Raw genomic sequence first — 23,793 nt, forward strand, 5'->3', positions numbered from 1 at the left:
GATGGCAGGTTTAAAATTACAGGCAGTGACCAAAAGCTGGGACGGCAAAACCCAGGTGATTCAGCCGCTGACCCTCGACGTGGCGGACGGCGAATTTATCGTGATGGTTGGCCCGTCGGGCTGCGGCAAATCCACCCTGCTGCGCATGGTGGCGGGGCTCGAGCGCGTCACCTCGGGCGATATCTGGATTGACCGCCAGCGCGTGACCGAGATGGAGCCCAAAGATCGCGGCATCGCGATGGTATTTCAGAACTACGCCCTCTATCCGCACATGAGCGTGGAAGAGAACATGGCCTGGGGGCTAAAAATTCGTGGGATGGGCAAAAGCCACATCAACGAGCGCGTCAAAGAGGCGGCGCGCATTCTGGAGCTGGACGGCCTGCTGAAGCGCCGCCCGCGCGAGCTCTCCGGCGGCCAGCGCCAGCGCGTGGCGATGGGTCGCGCTATCGTGCGTGACCCGGCGGTGTTCCTGTTCGATGAACCGCTCTCCAACCTTGATGCCAAGCTGCGCGTGCAGATGCGCCTTGAGCTGCAGCAGCTGCACCGTCGCCTGAAAACCACCTCCCTGTACGTTACCCACGATCAGGTGGAGGCGATGACCCTCGCCCAGCGGGTGATGGTGATGAACAAAGGTGTGGCCGAGCAGATTGGCACCCCGGTGGAGGTGTATGAAAAGCCCGCCAGCCGCTTTGTGGCGAGCTTTATCGGCAGCCCGGCGATGAACCTGCTGGAAGGACGCATCAGCACTGCGGGTACCCATTTTGAACTGGAGAGCGGCATGGCGCTGCCGATCAACTGGTACTATCGCGGTTACGCCGGACGTAAGATGACCTTGGGTATCCGCCCGGAACATATTGCGCTAAGCTCGCAGGCGGAAGGCGGCGTACCGCTGGTGATGGACACCCTGGAGATGCTGGGGGCCGATAACCTGGCGCACGGACGCTGGGGCGAGCAGAAGCTGGTGGTGCGTATGTCGCACGAGGAGCGCCCGAAAGCGGGCAGCACGCTATGGCTGCATCTGCCGGAAAATCATCTGCACTTATTTGATGGCGAAACAGGACAACGCATATGAGTAACTGGCCTTATCCCCGCATCGTCGCCCACCGTGGCGGCGGTAAACTGGCACCGGAAAACACGCTGGCGGCCATCGACGTTGGCGCGCGTTACGGTCATACCATGATTGAGTTCGATGCCAAGCTGTCGAAAGACGGGGAGATTTTCCTCCTGCATGACGACAACCTTGAGCGCACCAGCAACGGCTGGGGCGTGGCGGGTGATCTGCCGTGGCGCGATCTGCTGAAGGTGGACGCCGGAAGCTGGTTTAGCGGCGAGTTTAAAGGCGAACCGCTGCCGCTGCTGACTGAGGTGGCCGACCGCTGCCGTCAACACGGGATGATGGCCAATATCGAAATTAAACCGACCACCGGCACCGGGCCGCTCACCGGCAAGGTGATTGCGCTGGCGGCGCGTGAGTTGTGGGCAGGAATGACTCCACCGCTGCTGTCGTCGTTTGAGATTGACGCGCTGGAAGCCGCGCAGGCTGCTGCGCCTGAATTGCCGCGTGGGTTATTGCTGGATGCCTGGCGTGATGACTGGCGCGAGCTGACCAGTCGACTGGAGTGCGTATCCATCCACCTGAACCATCGCCTGCTGGATGAAGCGCGGGTAAGCATACTGAAAAACGCCGGATTACATATCCTGGTTTACACCGTCAATCAGCCCCAGCGAGCAGCGGAACTGCTGCGCTGGGGCGTGGATTGTATCTGTACCGATGCGATTGCCCTTATCGGCCCGGACTTTCAGCCCTAAGGCTTATTGAGCATGTCGCCATTCTGCCGCTGCGGCAGCATATGTTGCTGCTGCACGCCGCCGGAGTCGACACTGCCGCCGCTGAGCATCCCGCCGCTGGTATTAGGCAGAACCTGCACCCCCGGCTGGCTCTGCTGAATCCGCTGGGTGTTGTTATCCATCTGCGTTTGCAGGTGCTGCTGCTGAACGCGGGTTTGCGTTTGCAGTTGCTGGTTTAGCATCCCTGTTTGCTGTTGCTGCTGCATCATCATCTGATTTTGCATTCGCTGCTGGCTGGGGTTCTGATAGCCCGGCTGATTGGGGTTATTCAGGGTGTTGATAGGCTGCGCGAATACGGTAAACGGCAGTAACGCCGCCACAAGAATGAGACGTTTCATGGTCATTCCCTCCATCTGAAGCCTTCTGTAAGTTTATCTCGAATCCGCCATTACGATGATTTTTTAAGAGTTATGAACCAGGCTTAAGCGGGAGCATGAGTCCCTGTACCTGGAGAATAAGAATGATGAAACCAACGTTTTTACGCTGGGTGGCGATTGCTGCCCTGACGGCAGGCGGTACGTTTTGCGTGGCAGCGAATCCGCCGGCGGCACCGCCGGTCTCCTATGGTGTGGAAGAGGATGTGTTCCATCCCGTGCGGGCGCAGAAAGGGATGGTCTCCTCAGTGGATGCCCTCGCGACCCAGGTGGGGGTGGATATTCTCAAACAGGGCGGTAATGCGGTGGATGCGGCGGTGGCGGTGGGCTATGCGCTGGCGGTGACCCACCCGCAGGCGGGCAACCTCGGCGGTGGCGGCTTTATGATGCTGCGTACCAAAGATGGCACCACCACGGCGATCGACTTCCGCGAAATGGCGCCGAACCAGGCCACGCGGGATATGTTCCTTGATGACCAGGGCAATGCCGACAGTAAAAAATCGCTTACCTCCCATCTGGCGACCGGTACGCCGGGCACCGTTGCGGGCTTCTCGCTGGCGCTGGATAAATATGGCACCCTGCCGCTGAACAAGGTGGTGCAACCCGCCATCAAACTGGCGCGGGACGGCTTTGAGGTCAACGACGCGCTGGCCGACGACCTGAAAACCTACGGCAGCGAAGTGATCCCCAACCATGAGAACAGCAAAGCGATCTTCTGGAAGGAGGGCGAGCCGCTGAAGAAGGGCGATAAGCTGGTTCAGACGAACCTCGCCAAAAGCCTGGAGATGATCGCGGAGAACGGCCCGGACGCCTTCTATAAAGGGGCGATTGCCGACCAGATTGCCGAAGAGATGAGTAAGAACGGCGGGCTGATCACCAAAGCTGATCTCGCGGAGTACAAGGCGGTGGAGCGCACGCCGATTAGCGGCGACTACCGCGGGTATCAGGTCTACTCCATGCCGCCTCCGTCCTCCGGCGGGATCCACATCGTGCAGATCCTCAACATCCTCGAAAACTTCGATCTGCATAAGTTTGGTTTCGGCAGTGCAGACACATTGCAGGTGATGGCCGAGGCGGAAAAATATGCCTACGCCGACCGCTCGGAGTATCTGGGCGACCCGGATTTCGTTAAGGTGCCGTGGCAGGCGCTGACCAATAAAGCCTACGCCAAATCCCTGGCCGATCAGATCGATATCAACAAGGCCAGACCGTCGAGCGAGATCCGCCCCGGTAAGCTGGCGCCGTATGAAAGCAACCAGACCACCCACTTCTCGGTGGTGGATAAAGATGGTAACGCAGTGGCGGTGACCTATACCCTCAACACCACCTTTGGTACCGGGATCGTGGCGGGCAACAGCGGCATTCTGCTCAACAACGAGATGGATGACTTCTCCGCCAAACCGGGCGTGCCGAACGTCTACGGGCTGGTGGGCGGGGATGCCAACGCCGTAGGGCCGAAGAAGCGTCCGCTGTCGTCAATGTCGCCGACGATTGTGGTGAAAGATGGCAAAACCTGGCTGGTGACCGGCAGCCCGGGCGGCAGCCGGATTATCACCACCGTACTGCAGATGGTAGTCAACAGCATCGATTTCGGGATGAACGTGGCCGAGGCGACCAACGCCCCGCGCTTCCATCACCAGTGGCTGCCGGATGAGCTGCGGGTGGAGAAGGGCTTCAGCCCGGATACGCTGAAACTGCTGGAGCAGCGCGGACAAAAAGTGGCGGTGAAAGAGGCGATGGGTAGCACCCAGAGCATTATGGTCGGGCCGGACGGCGCACTGTACGGGGCATCGGATCCGCGCTCGCCAGGGGATTTGACGGCCGGGTATTAAACGGTTTGCCGGGTGGCGGCTCCGCCTTACCCGGCCTACAAGGTTCCGTAGGCCCGGTAAGCGTAGCGCCACCGGGCAATACTCACTTAACCCGCGCCATATAGAGCGCATCGACAAATTCGCCGTCACGCAGGGCGAATCGCTTCCCGGTGCCTTCCACCACAAATCCGTACTTGCGGTACAGGGCAATGGCAGGCGCGTTGTCGGCAAACACCGTCAGCTCAATACGTTCGATGCGCAGCCAGTTGTCGCACAGGTTGATCATCTCCCGCATCAACGCGCTGCCCGCGCCGCGACCCTGCACGTCGGCAGAGACGCTGATACCAAAGGTCGCCACGTGGCTGCGTCGGGGGTTTTCCATCACGTCCAGCGCCAGATGACCGACAACGTTACCGTTCAGGCAGGCCACCAGATGGCGTCTGCCCGGCTTTTTCATTACCCGTTCCTGCCACATCTCCATCGACGGATGAGGAAGTTGTAGTGTCTGGTGATACACCCCCGGATGGGTATTAAGCAGGCGTAAAGCTTCGGCATCGGCGGCTTCAACGTGGCGTATCACTATCTCACTCATTCCTTCTTCCTCAGTCAGTTAGGTTCCTTTCCAACATCCGTCAGTTTGAAATGTGAGTCAACAAGCATTTTTTGCAAAAAATCAGTAGACAAGTGCGAATGAGAATGATTATTATTGTCTTGCGTTCAGGGAGTCCGCGACGGAAACCTGAAAGCACGACATTGCTCACATTGCTTCCAGTATTATTTTAGCCAGCGTCTCGCTGGCTTTTTTTTGTTTACAGCTTTTGCGAATGCAGGCGATCCGGCATATCAGCCGGGTTCTCTTTTATCATGCCCACCACGTTGTTCTTCTCCGCGACAGCCGGTAAGACCTCCGCCTGGCCGGAAAAGACGCCGCCTTTTTTGATCGCCAGGGTCCGGTAGAGCAGGGTGCCGGTAATCTGGCCATTTTCGCAGATTTCAATGGCCTCGCTGCTGCACTGACCGATGACCTTACCGTCCACGATCAGCTCCCGGCAGGTGATGTTTCCCTCTACATAGCCCCCACGCATGATTTTTATCAGGCTCTCTTTAGAGTCGATATTGCCGTTCAGCTTGCCGTGAACATAGACGTGCCCGCCGGAAACGATATTGCCTTCAAAATGCACATCGCTGGCGATCACGGTGGTGCCATGCTTCTCCACCGCGGTGGGTTCTTTTTCAATGATCGGTGCCGGAGGGAGAATTTCTTGCTTGTCAGTTTCGGTTTTTTTTTGTTTCTTAAACATGAGGTTAACCTGATTAAATAGAAGAGGGAGACCAAAGGCCATTAGGGTTAATGCCGCGAACAGCCACGTCAGGGAGGGGGCATTGAAGCACCAGGCGACCAGGGCGAGCAGCCAGAAGAGAAGTGCGCTATTTAACGCGAGGTATTTTCTGTCCATAGAAAATGAGCGCGACTCCTTTCGCGAGCATGTTAATTTGTCTGCCTTCTTATCCTGGGATTCAGAGGCAGGGTCAAGGTTATGCCCGTTATTTTCGGATTCGATATAGCAATATATTCACGGCACGGTTTTCCCGCCGGAATAAGCCTAAAAGATTGATGGGGTTAAATTCGCCAGCAGGTTGCGCTATGGTTGAAGGCAGAGACCTTAGCCAGGAACAACATCATGACACTACACTGCGCATTTATTGGATTTGGCAAAAGCACCACCCGCTACCACCTTCCCTATGTACTTACCCGTAAAGCCAGCTGGCATGTGGCGCATATCTTCCGCCGCCACCCGAAACCGGAAGAGCAGTCTCCACAGTACTCCCATATTCACTTCACCAGCGATCTCGACGAGGTATTGAACGATCCCGAAGTGAAGCTGGTGATCGTCTGTACCCATGCCGACAGCCATTTTGAGTACGCGAAACGCGCGCTGGAAGCGGGTAAAAACGTGCTGGTGGAGAAGCCATTTACTCCGACGATGGCCGAGGCGAAAACGCTGTTCGAGCTGGCGCGCAGCAAAGGGCTGACCGTCACGCCGTATCAGAACCGTCGCTTTGACACCTGCTTCCTTACCGCGAAGCAGGCCATCGAGAGCGGCAAGCTGGGCGAGATTGTCGAAATCGAAAGCCACTTCGATTACTACCGTCCGGTGGCGGAGACCAAACCCGGCCTGCCGCAGGATGGTTCGTTCTATGGCCTTGGCGTCCATACCATGGACCAGATAATCAGCCTGTTCGGTCGTCCGGATCACGTGGCCTATGACATCCGCAGCCTGCGTAATAAAGCCAACCCGGACGATACCTTTGAAGCACAGCTGTTCTACGGCGACCTGAAAGCGATTGTCAAAACCAGCCATCTGGTGAAGATCGACTACCCGAAATTTATCGTTCACGGCACCAAAGGCTCGTTTATCAAGTACGGTATTGACCAGCAGGAGACCAGCCTGAAGGCCAATATCATGCCGGGTGATCCAGGGTTTGCGGCGGACGATTCCGTGGGCGTGCTGGAGTACGTTAACGACGCGGGCGTGACGATGAAAGAGGAGATCAAACCGGGCACCGGCGACTATGGTCAGGTCTATGATGCGCTGTACCAGACCCTCACTTGCGGCGCGCCAAATTACGTCAAGGAAATTGAAGTGATGACCAACTTGGAAATCCTTGAACGCGCCTTTGAACAGGCATCACCTGCCACGATAACCCTTGCCCGATAAGCCTGAATGACTCCTCTGTGCTTGTTCAGATATTTTGAACAGAGGAGTCAATTTTCACCCTCTATGATCCCAGGTCGATTGCGTCCACACTTACTCCATCGAAACGAACTGAGGGTAAAAACAATGATTTTCTTACGCAAAGCAAACGACCGTGGACACGCAAATCATGGCTGGCTGGACTCATGGCACAGCTTCTCGTTCGCCGATTATTACGACCCGAATTTTATGGGCTTCTCGGCACTGCGCGTGATTAACGATGACGTGATTGACGCAGGCCAGGGCTTCGGTACCCACCCGCACAAAGATATGGAAATCCTGACTTACGTGCTGGAAGGGGCGGTGGAGCACCAGGACAGCATGGGTAATAAAGAGCAGGTGCCGGCGGGTGAGTTCCAGATTATGAGTGCGGGTACCGGGGTACGTCACTCCGAATACAACCCAAGCAAAACCGACCGTCTGCGTCTGTACCAGATCTGGATCATTCCGGAAGCGAAAGGCATCACCCCGCGCTACGAGCAACGCCGCTTCGACGCGCAGCAGGGTAAACAGCTGGTACTGTCACCGGATGCCCGTGACGGCTCGCTGAAAGTGCATCAGGATATGGAGCTTTACCGCTGGGCGCTGGCGAAAGACGAGCAGTCTGTGCATCAGATTGCCGCCAACCGCAAAGTGTGGATCCAGGTGGTGAAAGGCGATGTGACCATCAACGGCACCAAAGCGACTACCAGCGATGGTCTGGCCATCTGGGATGAGCAGGCGATCTCTGTCCATGCTGACAGCGCCGCTGAAATCCTGCTGTTCGACCTGCCGCCGGTCTAAATAATTACGCAACCTTCCCTTTAAACGGGGAAGGTTGCGCTTTGTCCGTGATAAACTGAGAAAATCTCTCACTCATGATTTCTCAGGACGATGAAAAAGAAACGCCCCGTACTTCAGGATGTCGCCGATCGCGTCGGTGTTACCAAAATGACGGTCAGCCGTTTTTTACGTAACCCGGAACAGGTTTCCGTGGCATTACGTGGCAAGATTGCGGCTGCTCTCGATGAACTGGGTTATATCCCCAACCGTGCTCCCGATATTCTCTCCAATGCGACCAGCCGTGCGGTGGGCGTCCTGCTTCCCTCCTTAACCAACCAGGTCTTCGCCGAAGTGCTTCGCGGCATCGAAAGCGTCACCGACGCCTTTGGCTATCAGACCATGCTCGCCCACTACGGCTACAAGCCGGAGCTGGAAGAGGAGCGTCTGGAATCTATGCTTTCCTGGAACATTGACGGCCTGATCCTCACCGAACGCACCCACACCCCACGCACGCTGAAGATGATCGAAGTGGCGGGTATTCCGGTGGTGGAGCTGATGGACAGCCAGTCGCCGTGCCTGGATATCGCCGTTGGGTTCGATAACTTCGAAGCGGCCCGGCAGATGACGGCGGCGATCATTGCCCGCGGCCATCGTCATGTCGCCTATCTTGGCGCACGTCTGGACGAACGTACTATCATCAAACAGAAGGGGTACGAGCAGGCGATGCTCGACGCGAACTTAACGCCCTACAGTGTGATGGTAGAGCAGTCCTCTTCCTACACCTCCGGCATTGAGTTGATGCGTCAGGCGCGTCGTGAATATCCGCAGCTTGATGGCATCTTCTGTACCAACGATGACCTCGCGGTGGGCGCCGCTTTTGAATGCCAGCGTCTGGGCCTGAAAATCCCGCAGGATATGGCGATTGCCGGTTTCCACGGTCACGACATCGGCCAGGTCATGGAGCCGCGTCTGGCGAGCGTCCTGACGCCGCGTGAACGCATGGGTCGTATCGGTGCGGAACGCCTGCTGGCGCGCATTCGTGGTGAAGCGGTGTCGCCTAAAATGTTAGATTTAGGTTTCACTCTGTCACCAGGTGGATCTATTTAGCGTGACAAGTTTGAACTAGCTCACACTTATTCACTTCGCGCACGTTTGGATATTGCTTCTCGTCAGCCCCGGCAGGACAATGTTACCGATAACTGTTACCCGTAACAATCGACTGAGGGACATACTTTGAGCACCACAAATCCAGATCACCACGTTTATGTCCTGATGGGCGTTTCCGGTAGCGGTAAGTCCGCCGTTGCCAGCGAAGTGGCACATCAAATCCATGCTGCGTTTCTTGATGGTGATTTTCTCCATCCGCGTAGCAACATCAACAAAATGGCCTCAGGTGAGCCGCTGAACGACGACGATCGTAAACCGTGGCTGCAGGCCCTGAACGATGCGGCGTTTGCCATGCAGCGCACCAACAAAGTCTCGCTGATCGTCTGCTCTGCGCTGAAAAAGAGCTACCGCGACCAGCTGCGCGAAGGTAACGCTAACCTCTCCTTTATCTACCTGAAGGGCGATTTCGACGTGATTGAAACCCGTCTGAAAGCGCGCAAAGGGCACTTCTTTAAGACCCAGATGCTGGTGACGCAGTTTGAAACCCTGCAAGAGCCGGGCGCGGATGAAAGCGATGTACTGGTTGTGGATATCGATCAGCCGCTGGACGGTGTTGTTGCAAGCACCATTGAGGTCATCAACAAAAGGCAGTAAGTTTTGAGTACGTTAACGCTTGTTTTAACAGCAGTAGGCTCCGTGCTGCTACTGCTGTTTTTGGTTATGAAGGCCCGTATGCACGCCTTCGTGGCTTTGATGGTGGTATCTATTGGTGCAGGTCTCTTTTCCGGCATGCCGCTCGACAAAATCGCTGCGACCATGGAAAAAGGGATGGGAGGCACGCTGGGCTTCCTGGCGATTGTGGTCGCGCTTGGCGCGATGTTTGGCAAAATCCTGCATGAAACCGGCGCGGTCGATCAGATCGCCGTCAAGATGCTGAAATCCTTCGGTCACAGCCGGGCGCATTACGCCATCGGTCTGGCCGGTCTGATCTGCGCCCTGCCGCTGTTTTTTGAAGTGGCGGTAGTGCTGCTGATTAGCGTGGCGTTTTCGATGGCGCGCCACACCGGCACCAACCTTGTGAAGCTTGTTATTCCGCTGTTTGCCGGTGTCGCCGCTGCCGCAGCGTTCCTGCTGCCTGGCCCCGCGCCGATGCTGCTGGCCTCGCAGATGCATGCTGACTTTGGCTGGATGATCCTCATCGGCCTGTGCGCGGCAATCCCGGGCATGCTCATTGCCGGTCCGCTGTGGGGCAACTTCATCAGCCGTTACGTTGAGTTGCACATTCCTGACGACATCACCGAGCCGCATCTGGGCGAAAACAAAATGCCCTCCTTCGGCTTTAGCCTCGCCCTGATCCTGCTGCCGCTGGTGCTGGTCGGGCTCAAAACCATCGCCGCGCGCTTTGTGCCGGAGGGATCGAGTGCCTACGAGTGGTTTGAGTTTATCGGTCACCCGTTCACGGCAATCCTGGTGGCCTGTCTGGTGGCGATCTATGGTCTGGCGATGCGCCAGGGCATGGCGAAAGACCGCGTGATGGAGATCTGCGGTGCAGCGCTGCAACCGGCGGGTATTATTCTGCTGGTGATCGGTGCGGGCGGGGTGTTCAAGCAGGTGCTGGTGGATTCTGGCGTTGGTCCGGCGTTAGGCGGCGCGCTCACCGGTATGGGGCTACCGATTGCGGTGACCTGCTTCGTGCTGGCTGCGGCGGTGCGTATCATCCAGGGCTCTGCGACCGTGGCCTGTTTAACCGCCGTCGGGTTGGTAATGCCGGTGATTGAACACCTGAACTACTCCGGCGCGCAGATGGCGGCGCTCTCTATCTGTATCGCGGGGGGATCTATTGTGGTCTCTCATGTGAACGACGCGGGGTTCTGGCTGTTCGGTAAATTTACCGGGGCGACGGAAGCGCAGACGCTGAAGACCTGGACGATGATGGAAACCATCCTCGGGACGACCGGGGCGATTGTCGGGATGATTGCGTTTACGTTGTTGAGCTAGCAGCTACCGTAAACCGTAGGCCGGGTAAGGCGTAGCCGCCACCCGGCTTTTTTGTGTGTGCAGGAAACGTAGGCCGGGTAAGGCATAGCCGCCACCCGGCGTGAACATGCGGCAACGGGAGTGGTTCCGTTCACCTTACGTTTAATGCTTCTCTGTATGCCACGTCACCCGTGAACGTGTCAGGGGGGCTCGCCGCCGCCCCCCTGACCACCCCGGCTCCCGGTCAGGAAAATCGCCGCTTCGCGGTGCCTTCGGCTTATGACTTGCGGCTATCGGGTCGGGGGCGATCCTACATCCCTGTAGGTCGCCCCTCTCGGCGCGTCCCTGCGCCTCGCCCGGCCTCCAGTCAACGCCTCAGCGATTTTCAGCCGGACCAGGGAGCCGCTGCGGGTGTTTTGCTTATCTGACTCTTTTCGTCGCTGGAGATTTAATTTCGGGTTATGTGGGCAGGGATGTAGGCCGGGTAAGGCGTAGCCGCCACCCGGCGGTGAACATGTGGCAATGGCGGTGGTTCCGTTCACTTTGCGTTCAATGCTGCTCTGTATGCCACGTCACCCGTGAACGTGTCAGGGGGGCTCGCCGCCGCCCCCCTGACCACCCCGGCTCCCGGCCAGGAAAATCGCCGCGTTGCGGTCCCTTCGGCTTATGACTTGCGGCTGTCGGGTCGGAGGCGATCCTACATCCCTGTAGGTCGCCCCCTCTCGGCGCGTCCCTGCGCCTCGCCCCGGCCTCCAGTCAACGCCTCAGCGATTTTCAGCCGGACCAGGGAGCCGCTGCGGGTGTTTTGCTTACCTGACTCTTTTCGTCGCTGGAGATTTAATTTCGGATTATGTGGGCTGGGATGTAGGCCGGGTAAGGCATAGCCGCCACCCGGCGTGAACATGTGGCAACGGGGGTGTTCAATGCTGCTCTGTATGCCACGTCACCCGTGAACGTGTCAGAGGGGCTCGCCGCTGTCCCCCTTACCACACTCTTTCGGCGCATCTCTGCCCTCGACTCCGCCTCCAGTCAATGCCCCAGCGATTTTCAGCCGGACCAGGGCGCGCTGCGGGTGTTTTGCTTACCTGACTCTTTTCGCCGCTGAAGATTTAATTTCTGGTTATGCGAGCCGGTAAAACGCCGGGTGGCGCTTGCGCTTACCCGGCCTACATTACTTAACGCGATGTCCAAATTACAGGAAAGTAAAAAAGCTACAGCGACACCCAGGTCCGGCTGAAAATCGCCGAAGCGTTTCCCGCAGGCCGGGGCGAGGCGCATGGACGCGCCGAGAGGGCATAGCCTGCATGGATGCAGGCTATGCCCGACCCGATAGCCGGAGGGAATAAGCTGAGGGCACCGCGGAGCGGCGATTTTCTTGCCGGTAGCCCGGGTCGCCAGGGTGGTGGCGATTGAGCCACCCTGGCACGTTCACCGGTGCGGGTGTAACAGAGAAGCAAGGAACATGAAGTGAACGGAACTACCGCTGGTGCCAGTATATTCCCTTAAACCTAAACCCAACCCCTCACCCCTTCATCCACGCCCGAATCCCATCCAGGAACATCTGTGTCGCCATCATCACCAGGATCAGCCCCATTAGCCGCTCCAGCGCATTCACCCCTTTCTCCCCCAGCAGGCGCAAAAACAGCGACGACTGCAGCAGAATGATGAACGTTCCGCCCCAGGCAATCAGCAGGGCAATCACCAGGTGGCTCATCTGGTTCGGATACTGATGCGACAGCAGCATCAGCGTCGCCAGAATGGTCGGCCCGGCGACCAGTGGGATCGCCAGCGGCACAATAAACGGCTCTTCACCCGCCGGCAGGCCGCTGCTGTTGCCTTCGGTGCTCGGGAAAATCATTTTGATGGCAATCAGGAACAGAATAATCCCGCCGGAAATGGAGACCGTTTCAGCGCGTAAGTTCAGGAACGCGAGGATTTTCTCGCCGGCAAACAGGAAGATAAACATCACCAGCAGAGCGATGAGCAGCTCGCGGATCATGATGGCCCGACGACGCTTCGGCTCGGTGTGCTTCAACACCGACATGAAAATAGGCAGGTTTCCGAGTGGATCCATAATTAGGATCAATAAAACAGCTGCGGAAATGATTTCACTCATCGTACATTATCCCTGATACTTGTATGGTTTCCCCGATGATTAGCTCTTTTTCTGATCGGCGGGCAATCATCGATTAATTTCGCTTGCGACTTTGGCAGCATTTTGTAATGTGAAGCATATCCCAGTTCAATACTGGCTTGCACAAACAGCACACACCCTCTGCAGGAAAAAAATGCTATGAAAAACGTTGGTTTTATCGGCTGGCGCGGTATGGTCGGCTCTGTACTCATGCAACGCATGGTTGAAGAGCGCGATTTCGACGCTATCCGTCCGGTCTTCTTCTCCACTTCCCAGCTCGGCCAGGCTGCACCGTCCTTTGGGGGTACCACAGGCACGTTGCAGGATGCTTACGATCTGGAAGCGTTGAAGGCGCTGGATATTATTGTCACCTGCCAGGGCGGCGATTATACCAACGAAATTTATCCAAAGCTTCGTGAAAGCGGCTGGCAGGGCTACTGGATTGACGCGGCCTCTTCGCTGCGCATGAAAGACGACGCCATCATTATTCTTGACCCGGTTAACCAGGATGTCATTACCGACGGCCTGAACAAGGGCGTGAAGACCTTCGTGGGCGGCAACTGCACCGTCAGCCTGATGCTGATGTCGCTGGGCGGCCTGTTTGCTCAGGATCTGGTGGAGTGGGTCTCTGTGGCGACCTACCAGGCGGCCTCCGGCGGCGGCGCGCGCCATATGCGCGAGCTGCTGACCCAGATGGGCCAACTGCACTACAGTGTTGCTGATGAGCTGGCAAACCCGGCGTCCGCTATTCTCGATATCGAACGCAAAGTGACTCAGCTGACCCGCAGCGGCGAGCTGCCGGTGGATAACTTCGGCGTACCGCTGGCCGGTGGCCTGATCCCGTGGATCGACAAACAGCTGGATAACGGCCAGACCCGCGAAGAGTGGAAAGGCCAGGCAGAGACCAACAAAATCCTGCGCACCGCTTCCGTAATCCCGGTTGATGGCCTGTGCGTGCGCATCGGCGCGCTGCGCTGCCACAGCCAGGCATTCACCATTAAACTGAAAAAAGATGTGTCTATTCCGACTGTGGAAGAACTGCTCGCATCACACAATGCGTGGGCGAAAGTGGTGCCAAACGACCGCGACATCACCATGCGTGAACTGACCCCAGCTGCGGTCACCGGCACATTATCTACCCCGGTAGGCCGTCTGCGTAAACTAAATATGGGGCCGGAGTACCTTTCCGCCTTTACCGTCGGCGACCAGCTGTTATGGGGTGCCGCCGAACCGCTGCGCAGGATGCTGCGCCAGCTGGCGTAATAAATACTTAATACTAAGGGGTGATTTATCACCCCTTTTTTTGCGTACTACATGGAGTAAACGCCAAATGGTCCATAATTTTTCAGGAGTCATATAAAGCGTTGGCTATGCTTTATGCGGGATGTCACATATTCCGCCTGGAGGTTGAACGGAACAGAGAGGATGCACAATGTGCGGTTCCGTTCAGGTCACATCAAGGTCGTACCCGGCGCGCGAAAGGGGCGGCAACTAAAAAAACAGGATGAATACCATGTCCGTTCGTATTGATAGAGACGTGATTAATGCGCTTATTACGGGTCACTTTGCGGATCCGTTTTCTGTACTTGGCATGCACCGCACTGATGCCGGCCTGGAAGTCCGTGCACTGTTACCTGACGCAACGGAAGTGTGGGTGATTGAACCTAAAACCGGCCGCAAGGTCGGGAAACTCGAATGTCTCGATTCACGCGGCTTTTTCGCTGGCGTGATGGCCCGCCGTAAAAACTTCTTCCGCTACCAGCTCGCTGTGATCTGGCATGGACAACAGAATCTGATCGACGATCCCTATCGCTTTGGTCCGCTGTTGCAGGAGATGGATGCCTGGCTACTGTCTGAAGGTACGCACCTGCGTCCTTATGAGACGCTTGGCGCTCATGCCGACACTATGGATGGCGTCACCGGCACCCGTTTTACCGTCTGGGCGCCAAATGCCCAGCGTGTCTCCGTGGTGGGGCAGTTCAACTACTGGGATGGCCGTCGCCATCCGATGCGTCTGCGGCGTGAAACCGGCATCTGGGAACTCTTCATCCCTGGCGCACTGAACGGCCAGCTCTACAAATATGAGATGATCGATGCGCAGGGTAATCTGCGTATCAAAGCCGACCCCTATGCCTTCGAAGCGCAGATGCGCCCGGAAACGGCGTCACTCATTTGCGGCCTGCCGGATAAAGTCGCCCAGAGCGAAGAGCGTATTCGGGCGAACCAGTTCGATATGCCAATCTCTATTTATGAAGTCCATCTTGGCTCCTGGCGTCGTCATACCGACAATAACTTCTGGCTCAGCTACCGGGAGCTGGCCGACCAGCTGATCCCCTATGTAAAGTGGATGGGCTTTACCCATCTGGAGCTGCTGCCCATTAACGAGCATCCGTTTGACGGCAGCTGGGGCTACCAGCCTACCGGAATGTATGCCCCGACCCGCCGTTTCGGCACCCGCGACGACTTCCGCTATTTTATCAACGCCGCGCACGCTGCCGGACTGAACGTGATCCTCGACTGGGTGCCGGGCCACTTCCCGTCCGATGACTTTGGCCTCGCGCAATTTGACGGCACCAGCCTGTATGAACACAGCGACCCGCGGGAAGGCTATCACCAGGACTGGAATACCCTGATCTATAACTATGGTCGTCGGGAAGTGACCAACTACCTGGTGGGCAACGCCCTCTACTGGATCGAGCGTTTCGGCATTGATGCCCTGCGCGTGGACGCCGTCGCCTCGATGATCTACCGCGACTACAGCCGCAAAGAGGGCGAGTGGATCCCGAACGAGTTCGGCGGACGTGAAAACCTGGAAGCGATTGAGTTTCTGCGCAGCACCAACCGCATTCTTGGCGAACAGGCGCCAGGCGCGGTAACGATGGCTGAAGAGTCCACCGACTTCCCGGGCGTCTCCCGTCCACCGTCAATGGGCGGGCTGGGCTTCTGGTACAAGTGGAACCTGGGCTGGATGCATGACACCCTGGATTACATGAAGCTGGATCCGGTGCATCGTCAGTATCATCACGACAAACTGACCTTCGGCATGCTCTATAACAGCACCGAGAACTTTGTCCTGCCGCTCTCCCACGATGAAGTGGTACACGGCAAAAAATCGATCCTCGACCGTATGCCAGGAGACGCGTGGCAGAAATTTGCCAACCTGCGCGCTTACTACGGCTGGATGTTCGCCTTCCCGGGCAAAAAGCTGCTGTTTATGGGTAACGAGTTCGCCCAGGGACGCGAATGGAACCACGACACCAGTCTTGACTGGCATCTGCTGGAAGGGGGCGACAACTGGCACCACGGCGTTCAGCGTCTGGTGCGCGACCTCAACCATACCTACCGTCACCACAAAGCCCTGCACGAGCTCGACTTTGATGATTACGGCTTTGAGTGGCTGGTGGTGGATGACCACGAGCGCTCGGTGCTGATCTTTGTCCGTCGCGACAAGGCGGGTAACGAAATTATCGTCGCCAGTAACTTCACCCCGGTGACGCGCCATCACTACCGTTTCGGCATCAATCAGCCAGGCAAATGGCGTGAAGTGCTGAATACCGACTCCATGCACTATCACGGCAGCAACGCGGGTAACGGGGGGCTGGTACAGAGCGATGAACAAGAGAGCCATGGCCGCCCACAATCCCTGAGCATTACGTTGCCGCCGTTAGCCACTATCTGGCTGGTCCGGGAGGGGGAATGACGCAACTCGCCGCAGGTAAACCCGCTCCGCTCGGCGCATGCTATGACGGAAAAGGGGTGAATTTCACTCTCTTTTCCGCCCACGCGGATCGGGTTGAACTCTGCGTGTTTGACGGCAAAGGCATTGAACATCGGTACGATATGGTGGCGCGCAGCGGCGATATCTGGCATGGCTATCTGGAACATGCCCGCCCCGGCATGCGCTATGGTTTTCGGGTTTATGGCCCGTGGGATCCCGCAAAGGGGCTGCGCTTTAACCCGGCAAAACTGCTGCTTGACCCGTGCGCGTATCAGGTCGAAGGTACGCTGAATGATGATCCCCTGCTGCACAGCGGCACAGATACTCCGGATCACCGTGACAGCGCGGCTGTGGCGCCAAAAAGCGTTGTAGTCAGCGATCATTACGACTGGGAAGAGGATGCCCCGCCCAATATACCGTGGGGCAAAACGGTCATCTATGAAGCCCACGTCAAGGGGCTGACCTGGCTGCATCCTGATATTCCCGAAGATATCCGCGGCACCTACAAAGCGCTCAGTCACCCGGTGATGATTGCTTATTTTAAGCACCTCGGTATCACCACCCTGGAGTTATTACCGGTGGCCCATTTTGCCAGCGAGCCGCGCCTGCAACGCCTCGGCCTCAGTAACTACTGGGGCTATAACCCGATGGCGATGTTTGCCCTTGAGCCGCGCTATGCCTCGCATCCCGACCGGGCAAGAGATGAGTTTCGTGACGCGGTGAAGGCGCTGCACGAAGCGGGTATCGAGGTCATTCTGGATATCGTCCTCAACCACAGCGCCGAGCTGGATCTTGAGGGGCCGACGTTCTCCCTGCGCGGAATTGATAACCCTAGCTATTATTGGTTAAGAGAGGATGGTGATTATCACAACTGGACCGGTTGCGGTAACACTCTCAATCTCAGCCATCCGGCAGTGACAGACTATGCGTATGCCTGCCTGAAGTACTGGGTTGAAACCTTCCATATCGACGGTTTTCGTTTTGATCTTGCGTCGGTGATTGGACGCACGCCGGAATTCAGCCAGCAGTCGCCGCTGTTTGAGGCGATAAAAGACTGCCCGCTGCTCTCAGGTGTGAAGCTGATTGCAGAGCCCTGGGATATCGGCCCGGGCGGCTACCAGGTGGGAAATTTCCCGCCGCCGTTCGCGGAATGGAACGATCACTATCGTGATGCGGCGCGCCGCTTCTGGCTGACGCGCGATCTCTCTTTAGGAACATTTGCCGGACGTTTCGCCGCTTCCAGCGATGTATTTAAACGCAACGGGCGTTTGCCTTCCGCGTCGATCAACCTGTTGACGGCGCACGACGGTTTCACCCTGCGTGACTGCGTTTGTTTCAATCAGAAACACAATGAAGCAAACGGCGAAGAAAACCGTGACGGCACCTCCAATAACCACAGTTTTAATCATGGTATTGAAGGGTTAAGTGGCAATCTGGATGTGATCGAGCGGCGCCGCGCCAGCGTGCATGCGCTGCTGACGACGCTTTTACTGTCACAGGGTACGCCGATGCTGCTGGCAGGCGATGAACATGGCCACAGTCAGCGCGGCAACAACAATGCTTATTGCCAGGATAACGCGTTAACCTGGCTTGACTGGCAGCAGGCAAACGAGGGACTCGTCGCCTTTACTGCCGCGTTGGTCCATCTGCGTAAGCAGATCCCGGCGCTCACCGAGGATCGGTGGTGGGAAGAGGGCGACGGCAACGTTCGCTGGTTAAATAAAATGGCGCAACCGTTAGGTGCGCACGAGTGGCAGAACGGGGTGCCGCGCCTGCAAATCCTGCTTTCGGATTGCTGGCTCATCACCCTCAATGCCACAGATGAGGTCGCAGAAATTATTTTACCTGAAGGGGAGTGGCGGGCTATCCCCCCATTTGCCGGAGAGGATAATCCGGTCGTTATGACTGTCTGGCATGGGCCTGCGCACGGTGTATGTGTATTCCAGAGATGATAATAAAAGGAGTTGATCATGGTTAGGTTAGATAAGAACGACCCTCTAATGTTGGCGCGTCAGCTGCCATTGAAGTCTGTTGCCCTGATTCTTGCTGGCGGCCGCGGTACCCGATTAAAAGATTTAACGATCAAGCGCGCCAAACCCGCCGTCCACTTCGGCGGTAAATTCCGTATTATCGATTTTGCTCTGTCCAATTGCCTCAACTCAGGCATTCGCCGTATTGGTGTCATTACCCAGTATCAATCACACACTCTGGTGCAGCATATTCAGCGCGGCTGGTCGTTCTTCAGTGAGGAGATGAACGAGTTTGTCGACCTGTTGCCTGCCCAGCAGCGCGTCCATGGCGAAAACTGGTACCGTGGCACCGCTGATGCGGTCACGCAGAACCTCGATATCATTCGCCGTTATAACGCCGAGTACGTGGTGATCCTCGCCGGGGACCATATCTACAAGCAGGACTACTCGCGCATGCTTATCGACCATGTCGAAAAAGGGGCGCGCTGCACCGTAGCCTGTTTGCCGGTGCCCGTTGCCGAGGCGACGGCGTTTGGCGTCATGGCGGTGGATGAAAACGACAAGGTGATCGATTTCGTGGAAAAACCGGCGAATCCACCTTCAATGCCGGGCGATGACACTAAAGCGCTTGCCAGCATGGGTATCTATGTCTTTGATGCAGATTACCTTTACCAGCTGCTGGAAGAGGACGACAAGGATGAAAAATCCAGCCACGACTTCGGCAAAGACATCATCCCGAAAATCACCAAATCTGGCATGGCCTATGCACATCCTTTCCCGCTCTCCTGCGTACAGTCCGATCCGAATTCAGAACCGTACTGGCGCGATGTAGGAACCCTGGAAGCGTACTGGAAGGCTAACCTCGATCTGGCCTCTGTTACGCCGGAACTGGATATGTACGACCATAACTGGCCGATCCGCACCCATATGGAGTCTCTGCCGCCGGCGAAATTTGTCCAGGACCGTTCGGGCAGCCACGGCATGACGCTGAACTCGTTGGTTTCCGGCGGGTGCATTATCTCCGGCTCGGTGGTGGTGCAGTCGGTATTGTTCCCGCGCGTGCGGGTGAACTCCTTCTGCAATATTGATTCATCAGTGCTGTTACCCGACGTCTGGGTGGGCCGCTCGTGCCGCCTGCGTCGTTGCGTTATCGACCGTGCCTGCGTCATTCCGGAAGGCATGGTAATTGGAGAAAATGCGGAAGAGGACGCGCGCCGTTTCTACCGCTCAGAAGAAGGTATCGTGCTGGTTACGCGGGAAATGCTGCGTAAACTGCAGATCAAACAGGAGCGATGATGCAGGTTTTACACGTTTGTTCTGAAATGTTCCCGTTGCTCAAAACTGGCGGGTTGGCGGATGTGATAGGGGCGTTACCGGCGGCGCAAATTGCAGGTGGGGTTGATACCCGCGTGCTGTTACCCGCTTTTCCAGATATTCGTCGCGGCGTGCCTGACGCGCAGATCGTCAGCCGCCGCGAGACCTTTGCCGGGCGCATCACATTACTGTTTGGCCATTACAACGGCGTGGGTATCTACCTGATTGACGCGCCGCATCTTTATGACCGCCCAGGGAGTCCGTACCACGACACTAACCTGTTTGCCTATACCGATAACGTGCTGCGTTTCGCGCTGCTCGGCTGGGTAGGGGCGGAGATGGCCTGTGGGCTGGATCCGTTCTGGCGTCCGGACGTGGTGCATGCCCACGACTGGCACGCCGGGTTAGCGCCGGCCTATCTGGCGGCACGTGGCCATCCGGCGAAGTCGGTCTTTACCGTGCATAACCTGGCGTACCAGGGCATGTATTTCGCCAAACATATGGATGACATCGATTTGCCATGGTCATTCTTTAATATGCACGGGCTGGAGTTTAAGGGGCAGATCTCCTTCCTCAAAGCCGGGCTTTACTACGCCGATCACATTACCGCCGTCAGTCCAACCTACGCGCGGGAGATCACCGAAGCGCAGTTTGGCTATGGGATGGAGGGGCTGCTCAGCCAGCGCCATCGCGAAGGCCGACTATCGGGCATTCTCAACGGCGTGGATGAAAAAATCTGGAGTCCGGAAACCGATCTGCTGCTGGGGGCGCGCTATAACCGCGACTCCGTGGAAGATAAGGCCGAGAACAAACGTCAGCTGCAAGTTGCCATGGGACTGAAGGTCAACGACAAGGTGCCGCTGTTTGCGGTGGTAAGCCGTCTGACCAGCCAGAAAGGACTCGATCTGGTGCTCGAGGCGCTGCCGGGCCTGCTGGAGCAGGGCGGTCAGCTGGCGCTGCTGGGTGCGGGCGATCCGGTACTGCAGGAGGGCTTCCTCGCCGCCGCCGCCGAACATCCAGGACAGGTGGGTGTGCAGATTGGCTATCACGAAGCGTTTTCGCACCGCATCATGGCGGGCGCAGACGTTATTCTGGTGCCGAGCCGTTTTGAGCCCTGCGGCTTAACCCAGCTGTATGGTCTGAAGTACGGCACGCTGCCACTGGTGCGGCGTACTGGCGGGCTGGCGGATACCGTATCCGACACCTCGCTGGAGAATCTGGCGGATGGGATCGCCACCGGATTTGTCTTTGAAGACAGTAATGCCTGGTCGCTGTTACGCGCGATTCGTCGTGCTTTCGTGTTGTGGTCACGTCCTTCTTTATGGCGTTTTGTTCAACGCCAGGCGATGGCCATGGATTTTAGCTGGCAAGTTGCGGCGCAGTCCTACCGCGATCTTTATCAACGCTTGATGTAACAATGCTGGAATCAGAGATATGAATGCACCCTTTTCCTATGCGTCTCCCACGGTAAGCATTGAGGCGTTAAAGCACTCCATTGCTTACAAGCTGATGTTCACCATTGGCAAAGACCCGGTCATCGCCAACAAACACGAATGGCTCAACGCCACCCTGTTTGCGGTGCGTGACCGGCTGGTTGAGCGCTGGCTGCGCTCCAACCGCGCCCAGCTCTCACAGGAGACTCGCCAGGTTTACTATCTGTCGATGGAGTTTTTGATTGGCCGCACCCTTTCCAACGCGCTGTTGTCGCTGGGTATCTATGACGACGTCAAAACTGCGCTGGAAGAGATGGGGTTAGATTTAGAAGAGCTGATTGACGAAGAGAACGACCCTGGCCTCGGCAACGGTGGTCTGGGCCGTCTGGCAGCCTGCTTCCTCGATTCGCTGGCGACCTTCGCCCTGCCAGGGCGTGGCTACGGTATCCGCTACGATTACGGCATGTTCAAACAGAACATTGTCGATGGCCGGCAGAAAGAGTCTCCGGACTACTGGCTGGAGTACGGCAACCCGTGGGAGTTCAAGCGCCACAATACCCGTTATAAAGTCCGCTTCGGTGGCCGTATTCAGCAGGAAGGCAAGAAGAGCCGCTGGGTCGAAACCGAAGAGATCCTGGCTGTGGCTTACGATCAGATCATTCCCGGCTACGACACTGACGCCACCAATACGCTGCGCCTGTGGAACGCCCAGGCCAGTAGCGAGATTAACCTCGGTAAGTTCAACCAGGGCGACTACTTCGCGGCGGTGGAAGATAAAAACCACTCCGAGAACGTCTCCCGTGTGCTCTATCCGGATGATTCCACCTACTCCGGGCGCGAGCTGCGCCTGCGTCAGGAGTACTTCCTAGTCTCCGCGACCATTCAGGATATCCTGAGCCGTCACTACCAGCTGCACAAAACCTACGCCAATCTGGCGGATAAGATCGCAATTCACCTGAATGACACCCACCCGGTGTTGTCGATCCCTGAGCTGATGCGCTTGCTGATTGACGAGCACAAGTTCAGCTGGGACGAGGCTTTTGAGGTGACCTGCCAGGTCTTCTCCTACACCAACCATACGTTGATGAGCGAAGCGCTGGAAACCTGGCCAGTAGATATGCTCGGCAAAATCCTGCCGCGTCACCTGCAGATTATCTTCGAGATTAACGACTTCTTCCTGAGAACGTTGCAGGAGCAGTATCCGCACGACACCGGCCTGCTGAGCCGCACTTCGATCATTGATGAATCCAATGGCCGCCGGGTGCGCATGGCGTGGCTGGCGGTGGTGATCAGCCACAAGGTCAATGGCGTGTCTGAGCTGCACTCGAACCTGATGGTACAGTCGCTGTTCGCAGACTTTGCGAAAATCTTCCCGATGCGTTTCTGCAACGTCACCAACGGGGTGACGCCACGCCGCTGGCTGGCGCTGGCGAACCAGCCGCTCTCTGATGTGCTCGACGAGAACATTGGCCGCACCTGGCGGACCGATTTAAGCCAGCTGAGCGAGCTCGAGCAGCATGCTGACTTCCCGACGGTGAATAAAGCGGTGCGTGATGCCAAACTGCTGAATAAAAAGCGGCTGGCGGTGTGGATGGCGCTGCATCTGAACGTGGTGGCTAACCCGAAAGCGCTGTTCGACGTGCAGATCAAACGTATCCACGAGTACAAGCGTCAGCTGATGAACGTGCTGCACGTGATCACCCGTTACAACCGCATCAAGGCCGACCCGGATGCGGACTGGGTGCCACGCGTGAACATCTTCGCCGGGAAAGCAGCGTCGGCCTATTACATGGCGAAGCACATTATTCATCTGATCAACGACGTGGCGAAGGTGATCAATAACGATCCGCAGATTGGCGACAAGCTGAAGGTCGTCTTTATCCCGAACTACAGCGTGAGTCTGGCCCAGCTGATCATTCCGGCCGCCGATCTCTCGGAGCAGATCTCGACTGCAGGCACCGAAGCCTCTGGCACCAGTAACATGAAGTTTGCCCTCAACGGCGCGCTGACCATCGGCACGCTGGATGGCGCCAATGTTGAGATGCTGGAGCACGTGGGTGAAGAGAACATCTTTATCTTCGGTAACACCACGGAAGAGGTGGAGGCGCTGCGTGCTAAAGGCTACTCGCCGCGTGATTATTATGAGCAGGATGAAGAGCTGCGTCAGGTGCTGACCCAGATCGGCACCGGGGTATTTAATCCGGACGAGCCTGGCCGCTATCGCGATCTGGTGGATTCGCTGATTAACTTCGGTGACCACTACCAGGTGCTGGCGGACTACCGCAGCTATGTGGATTGTCAGGACCGGGTGGACGAGCTGTACCGCAAGCCGGAAGAGTGGGCCACCAAAGCGATGCACAACATCGCCAATATGGGCTACTTCTCGTCGGATCGCACCATCCAGGAGTATGCCGAGAACATCTGGCATATCAAACCGGTGCGGTTGTAAAAAAACGCCGGGTGGCGGCTGCTCCTTACCCGGCCTATATCCGTGTGTCTTTTGTAGGCCCGGTAAGCGCCAGCGCCACCGGGTACTAAGCCCGCACGAAACCTGTAGGCCCGGTAAGCGTTAGCGCCACCGGGCTTTTT

18 protein-coding genes are annotated in these 23,793 nt (G+C 57.1%); 14 read left to right on the forward strand and 4 right to left on the reverse strand.

Translation table 11 applies throughout. The features are described 5' to 3' along the window. Window position 1 precedes the first annotated feature (1 nt). Window positions 2-1,072, forward strand: coding sequence for a sn-glycerol-3-phosphate import ATP-binding protein UgpC (locus DVA43_RS19540; RefSeq protein ID WP_114316497.1), 1,071 nt, complete (start codon window positions 2-4; stop codon window positions 1,070-1,072). Further along, window positions 1,069-1,809, forward strand: coding sequence for a glycerophosphodiester phosphodiesterase (gene ugpQ / locus DVA43_RS19545; protein ID WP_114316498.1), 741 nt, complete (start codon window positions 1,069-1,071; stop codon window positions 1,807-1,809). The genes DVA43_RS19540 and ugpQ overlap by 4 nt, the downstream gene beginning before the upstream one ends. Here the strand turns inward: ugpQ and DVA43_RS19550 are convergent. Further along, window positions 1,806-2,186: a DUF2756 family protein gene (locus tag DVA43_RS19550; RefSeq protein ID WP_114317172.1), complete on the reverse strand. Its 381-nt coding sequence runs from the start codon at window positions 2,184-2,186 to the stop codon at window positions 1,806-1,808. The genes ugpQ and DVA43_RS19550 overlap by 4 nt on opposite strands. Before the next feature lie 122 nt (window positions 2,187-2,308). Here DVA43_RS19550 and ggt point away from each other — a divergent pair, with 122 nt between their 5' ends. Then, window positions 2,309-4,054, forward strand: coding sequence for a gamma-glutamyltransferase (ggt, locus tag DVA43_RS19555; RefSeq protein WP_168194445.1), 1,746 nt, complete (start codon window positions 2,309-2,311; stop codon window positions 4,052-4,054). Between the two features lie 82 nt (window positions 4,055-4,136). Here ggt and yhhY read toward each other — a convergent pair whose 3' ends face one another. Beyond that, window positions 4,137-4,625, reverse strand: coding sequence for an N-acetyltransferase (yhhY, locus tag DVA43_RS19560; protein WP_114316499.1), 489 nt, complete (start codon window positions 4,623-4,625; stop codon window positions 4,137-4,139). 217 nt (window positions 4,626-4,842) lie between these two features. Continuing rightward, the gene (locus tag DVA43_RS19565; protein WP_114316500.1) at window positions 4,843-5,490 is read right to left on the reverse strand and encodes a polymer-forming cytoskeletal protein; all 648 of its coding nucleotides are present in this window, start codon (window positions 5,488-5,490) and stop codon (window positions 4,843-4,845) included. A gap of 225 nt (window positions 5,491-5,715) precedes the next feature. On the opposite strand from DVA43_RS19565, the gene DVA43_RS19570 reads away from it, so the two are divergent. From DVA43_RS19570 to gntU, 5 genes are all read left to right on the forward strand, one after another. Continuing rightward, window positions 5,716-6,753, forward strand: coding sequence for an oxidoreductase (locus DVA43_RS19570; RefSeq protein ID WP_114316501.1), 1,038 nt, complete (start codon window positions 5,716-5,718; stop codon window positions 6,751-6,753). Between the two features lie 123 nt (window positions 6,754-6,876). Beyond that, entirely contained in the window at window positions 6,877-7,572 is a 696-nt protein-coding gene (locus DVA43_RS19575; protein ID WP_103824780.1) for a pirin family protein, read from the forward strand. A gap of 90 nt (window positions 7,573-7,662) precedes the next feature. Beyond that, on the forward strand, window positions 7,663-8,658 hold the full coding sequence (gene gntR, locus DVA43_RS19580) for a gluconate operon transcriptional repressor GntR (RefSeq protein WP_103177342.1): 996 nt from the start codon (window positions 7,663-7,665) through the stop codon (window positions 8,656-8,658). 126 nt (window positions 8,659-8,784) lie between these two features. Next, a complete protein-coding gene (gene gntK, locus DVA43_RS19585) occupies window positions 8,785-9,312 on the forward strand; it encodes a gluconokinase (protein ID WP_103824781.1) in 528 nt (175 codons plus the stop codon). A 3-nt stretch (window positions 9,313-9,315) separates the two neighbouring features. After that, window positions 9,316-10,656, forward strand: coding sequence for a gluconate transporter (gene gntU, locus DVA43_RS19590; RefSeq protein WP_114316502.1), 1,341 nt, complete (start codon window positions 9,316-9,318; stop codon window positions 10,654-10,656). 1,501 nt (window positions 10,657-12,157) lie between these two features. On the opposite strand, the gene yhgN is transcribed toward gntU, so the two are convergent. After that, entirely contained in the window at window positions 12,158-12,751 is a 594-nt protein-coding gene (gene yhgN, locus DVA43_RS19605; protein WP_103177338.1) for an NAAT family transporter YhgN, read from the reverse strand. 177 nt (window positions 12,752-12,928) lie between these two features. On the opposite strand from yhgN, the gene asd reads away from it, so the two are divergent. The 6 genes from asd to glgP all read left to right on the forward strand — a co-directional run bounded on the left by asd (window position 12,929) and on the right by glgP (window position 23,653). Then, a complete protein-coding gene (gene asd / locus DVA43_RS19610; RefSeq protein WP_114316503.1) occupies window positions 12,929-14,032 on the forward strand; it encodes an aspartate-semialdehyde dehydrogenase in 1,104 nt (367 codons plus the stop codon). 250 nt (window positions 14,033-14,282) lie between these two features. Continuing rightward, a complete protein-coding gene (gene glgB, locus DVA43_RS19615; RefSeq protein WP_103824787.1) occupies window positions 14,283-16,469 on the forward strand; it encodes a 1,4-alpha-glucan branching enzyme in 2,187 nt (728 codons plus the stop codon). Next, entirely contained in the window at window positions 16,466-18,439 is a 1,974-nt protein-coding gene (gene glgX / locus DVA43_RS19620) for a glycogen debranching protein GlgX (RefSeq protein WP_114316504.1), read from the forward strand. The genes glgB and glgX overlap by 4 nt, the downstream gene beginning before the upstream one ends. Window positions 18,440-18,457: 18 nt before the next feature. Further along, a complete protein-coding gene (gene glgC / locus DVA43_RS19625; protein ID WP_103177334.1) occupies window positions 18,458-19,753 on the forward strand; it encodes a glucose-1-phosphate adenylyltransferase in 1,296 nt (431 codons plus the stop codon). Continuing rightward, on the forward strand, window positions 19,753-21,186 hold the full coding sequence (gene glgA / locus DVA43_RS19630; RefSeq protein ID WP_103177333.1) for a glycogen synthase GlgA: 1,434 nt from the start codon (window positions 19,753-19,755) through the stop codon (window positions 21,184-21,186). Before glgC ends, glgA begins: the two co-directional genes overlap by 1 nt. Window positions 21,187-21,205: 19 nt before the next feature. Then, window positions 21,206-23,653 (forward strand): glycogen phosphorylase, encoded by a 2,448-nt coding sequence (glgP, locus tag DVA43_RS19635; protein WP_114316505.1) that lies wholly within the window; start codon window positions 21,206-21,208, stop codon window positions 23,651-23,653. Window positions 23,654-23,793: the final 140 nt, after the last annotated feature.

The sequence above is a fragment of the Leclercia sp. W6 genome (assembly GCF_003336345.1).
GTDB lineage: Bacteria > Pseudomonadota > Gammaproteobacteria > Enterobacterales > Enterobacteriaceae > Enterobacter.

What these genes read in the sequence shown, in the direction of transcription:
- DVA43_RS19570 (WP_114316501.1), top strand. Translation starts at nt 5,716, where the DNA reads ATGACACTACACTGCGCATTTATTGGATTTGGCAAAAGCACCACCCGC.
- glgX (WP_114316504.1), top strand. Translation starts at nt 16,466, where the DNA reads ATGACGCAACTCGCCGCAGGTAAACCCGCTCCGCTCGGCGCATGCTAT.
- DVA43_RS19540 (WP_114316497.1), top strand. Translation starts at nt 2, where the DNA reads ATGGCAGGTTTAAAATTACAGGCAGTGACCAAAAGCTGGGACGGCAAA.
- glgB (WP_103824787.1), top strand. Translation starts at nt 14,283, where the DNA reads ATGTCCGTTCGTATTGATAGAGACGTGATTAATGCGCTTATTACGGGT.
- glgA (WP_103177333.1), top strand. Translation starts at nt 19,753, where the DNA reads ATGCAGGTTTTACACGTTTGTTCTGAAATGTTCCCGTTGCTCAAAACT.
- glgC (WP_103177334.1), top strand. Translation starts at nt 18,458, where the DNA reads ATGGTTAGGTTAGATAAGAACGACCCTCTAATGTTGGCGCGTCAGCTG.
- ugpQ (WP_114316498.1), top strand. Translation starts at nt 1,069, where the DNA reads ATGAGTAACTGGCCTTATCCCCGCATCGTCGCCCACCGTGGCGGCGGT.
- asd (WP_114316503.1), top strand. Translation starts at nt 12,929, where the DNA reads ATGAAAAACGTTGGTTTTATCGGCTGGCGCGGTATGGTCGGCTCTGTA.
- ggt (WP_168194445.1), top strand. Translation starts at nt 2,309, where the DNA reads ATGATGAAACCAACGTTTTTACGCTGGGTGGCGATTGCTGCCCTGACG.
- DVA43_RS19575 (WP_103824780.1), top strand. Translation starts at nt 6,877, where the DNA reads ATGATTTTCTTACGCAAAGCAAACGACCGTGGACACGCAAATCATGGC.
- yhgN (WP_103177338.1), bottom strand. Translation starts at nt 12,751, where the DNA reads ATGAGTGAAATCATTTCCGCAGCTGTTTTATTGATCCTAATTATGGAT.
- glgP (WP_114316505.1), top strand. Translation starts at nt 21,206, where the DNA reads ATGAATGCACCCTTTTCCTATGCGTCTCCCACGGTAAGCATTGAGGCG.
- gntR (WP_103177342.1), top strand. Translation starts at nt 7,663, where the DNA reads ATGAAAAAGAAACGCCCCGTACTTCAGGATGTCGCCGATCGCGTCGGT.
- DVA43_RS19550 (WP_114317172.1), bottom strand. Translation starts at nt 2,186, where the DNA reads ATGAAACGTCTCATTCTTGTGGCGGCGTTACTGCCGTTTACCGTATTC.
- DVA43_RS19565 (WP_114316500.1), bottom strand. Translation starts at nt 5,490, where the DNA reads ATGGACAGAAAATACCTCGCGTTAAATAGCGCACTTCTCTTCTGGCTG.
- yhhY (WP_114316499.1), bottom strand. Translation starts at nt 4,625, where the DNA reads ATGAGTGAGATAGTGATACGCCACGTTGAAGCCGCCGATGCCGAAGCT.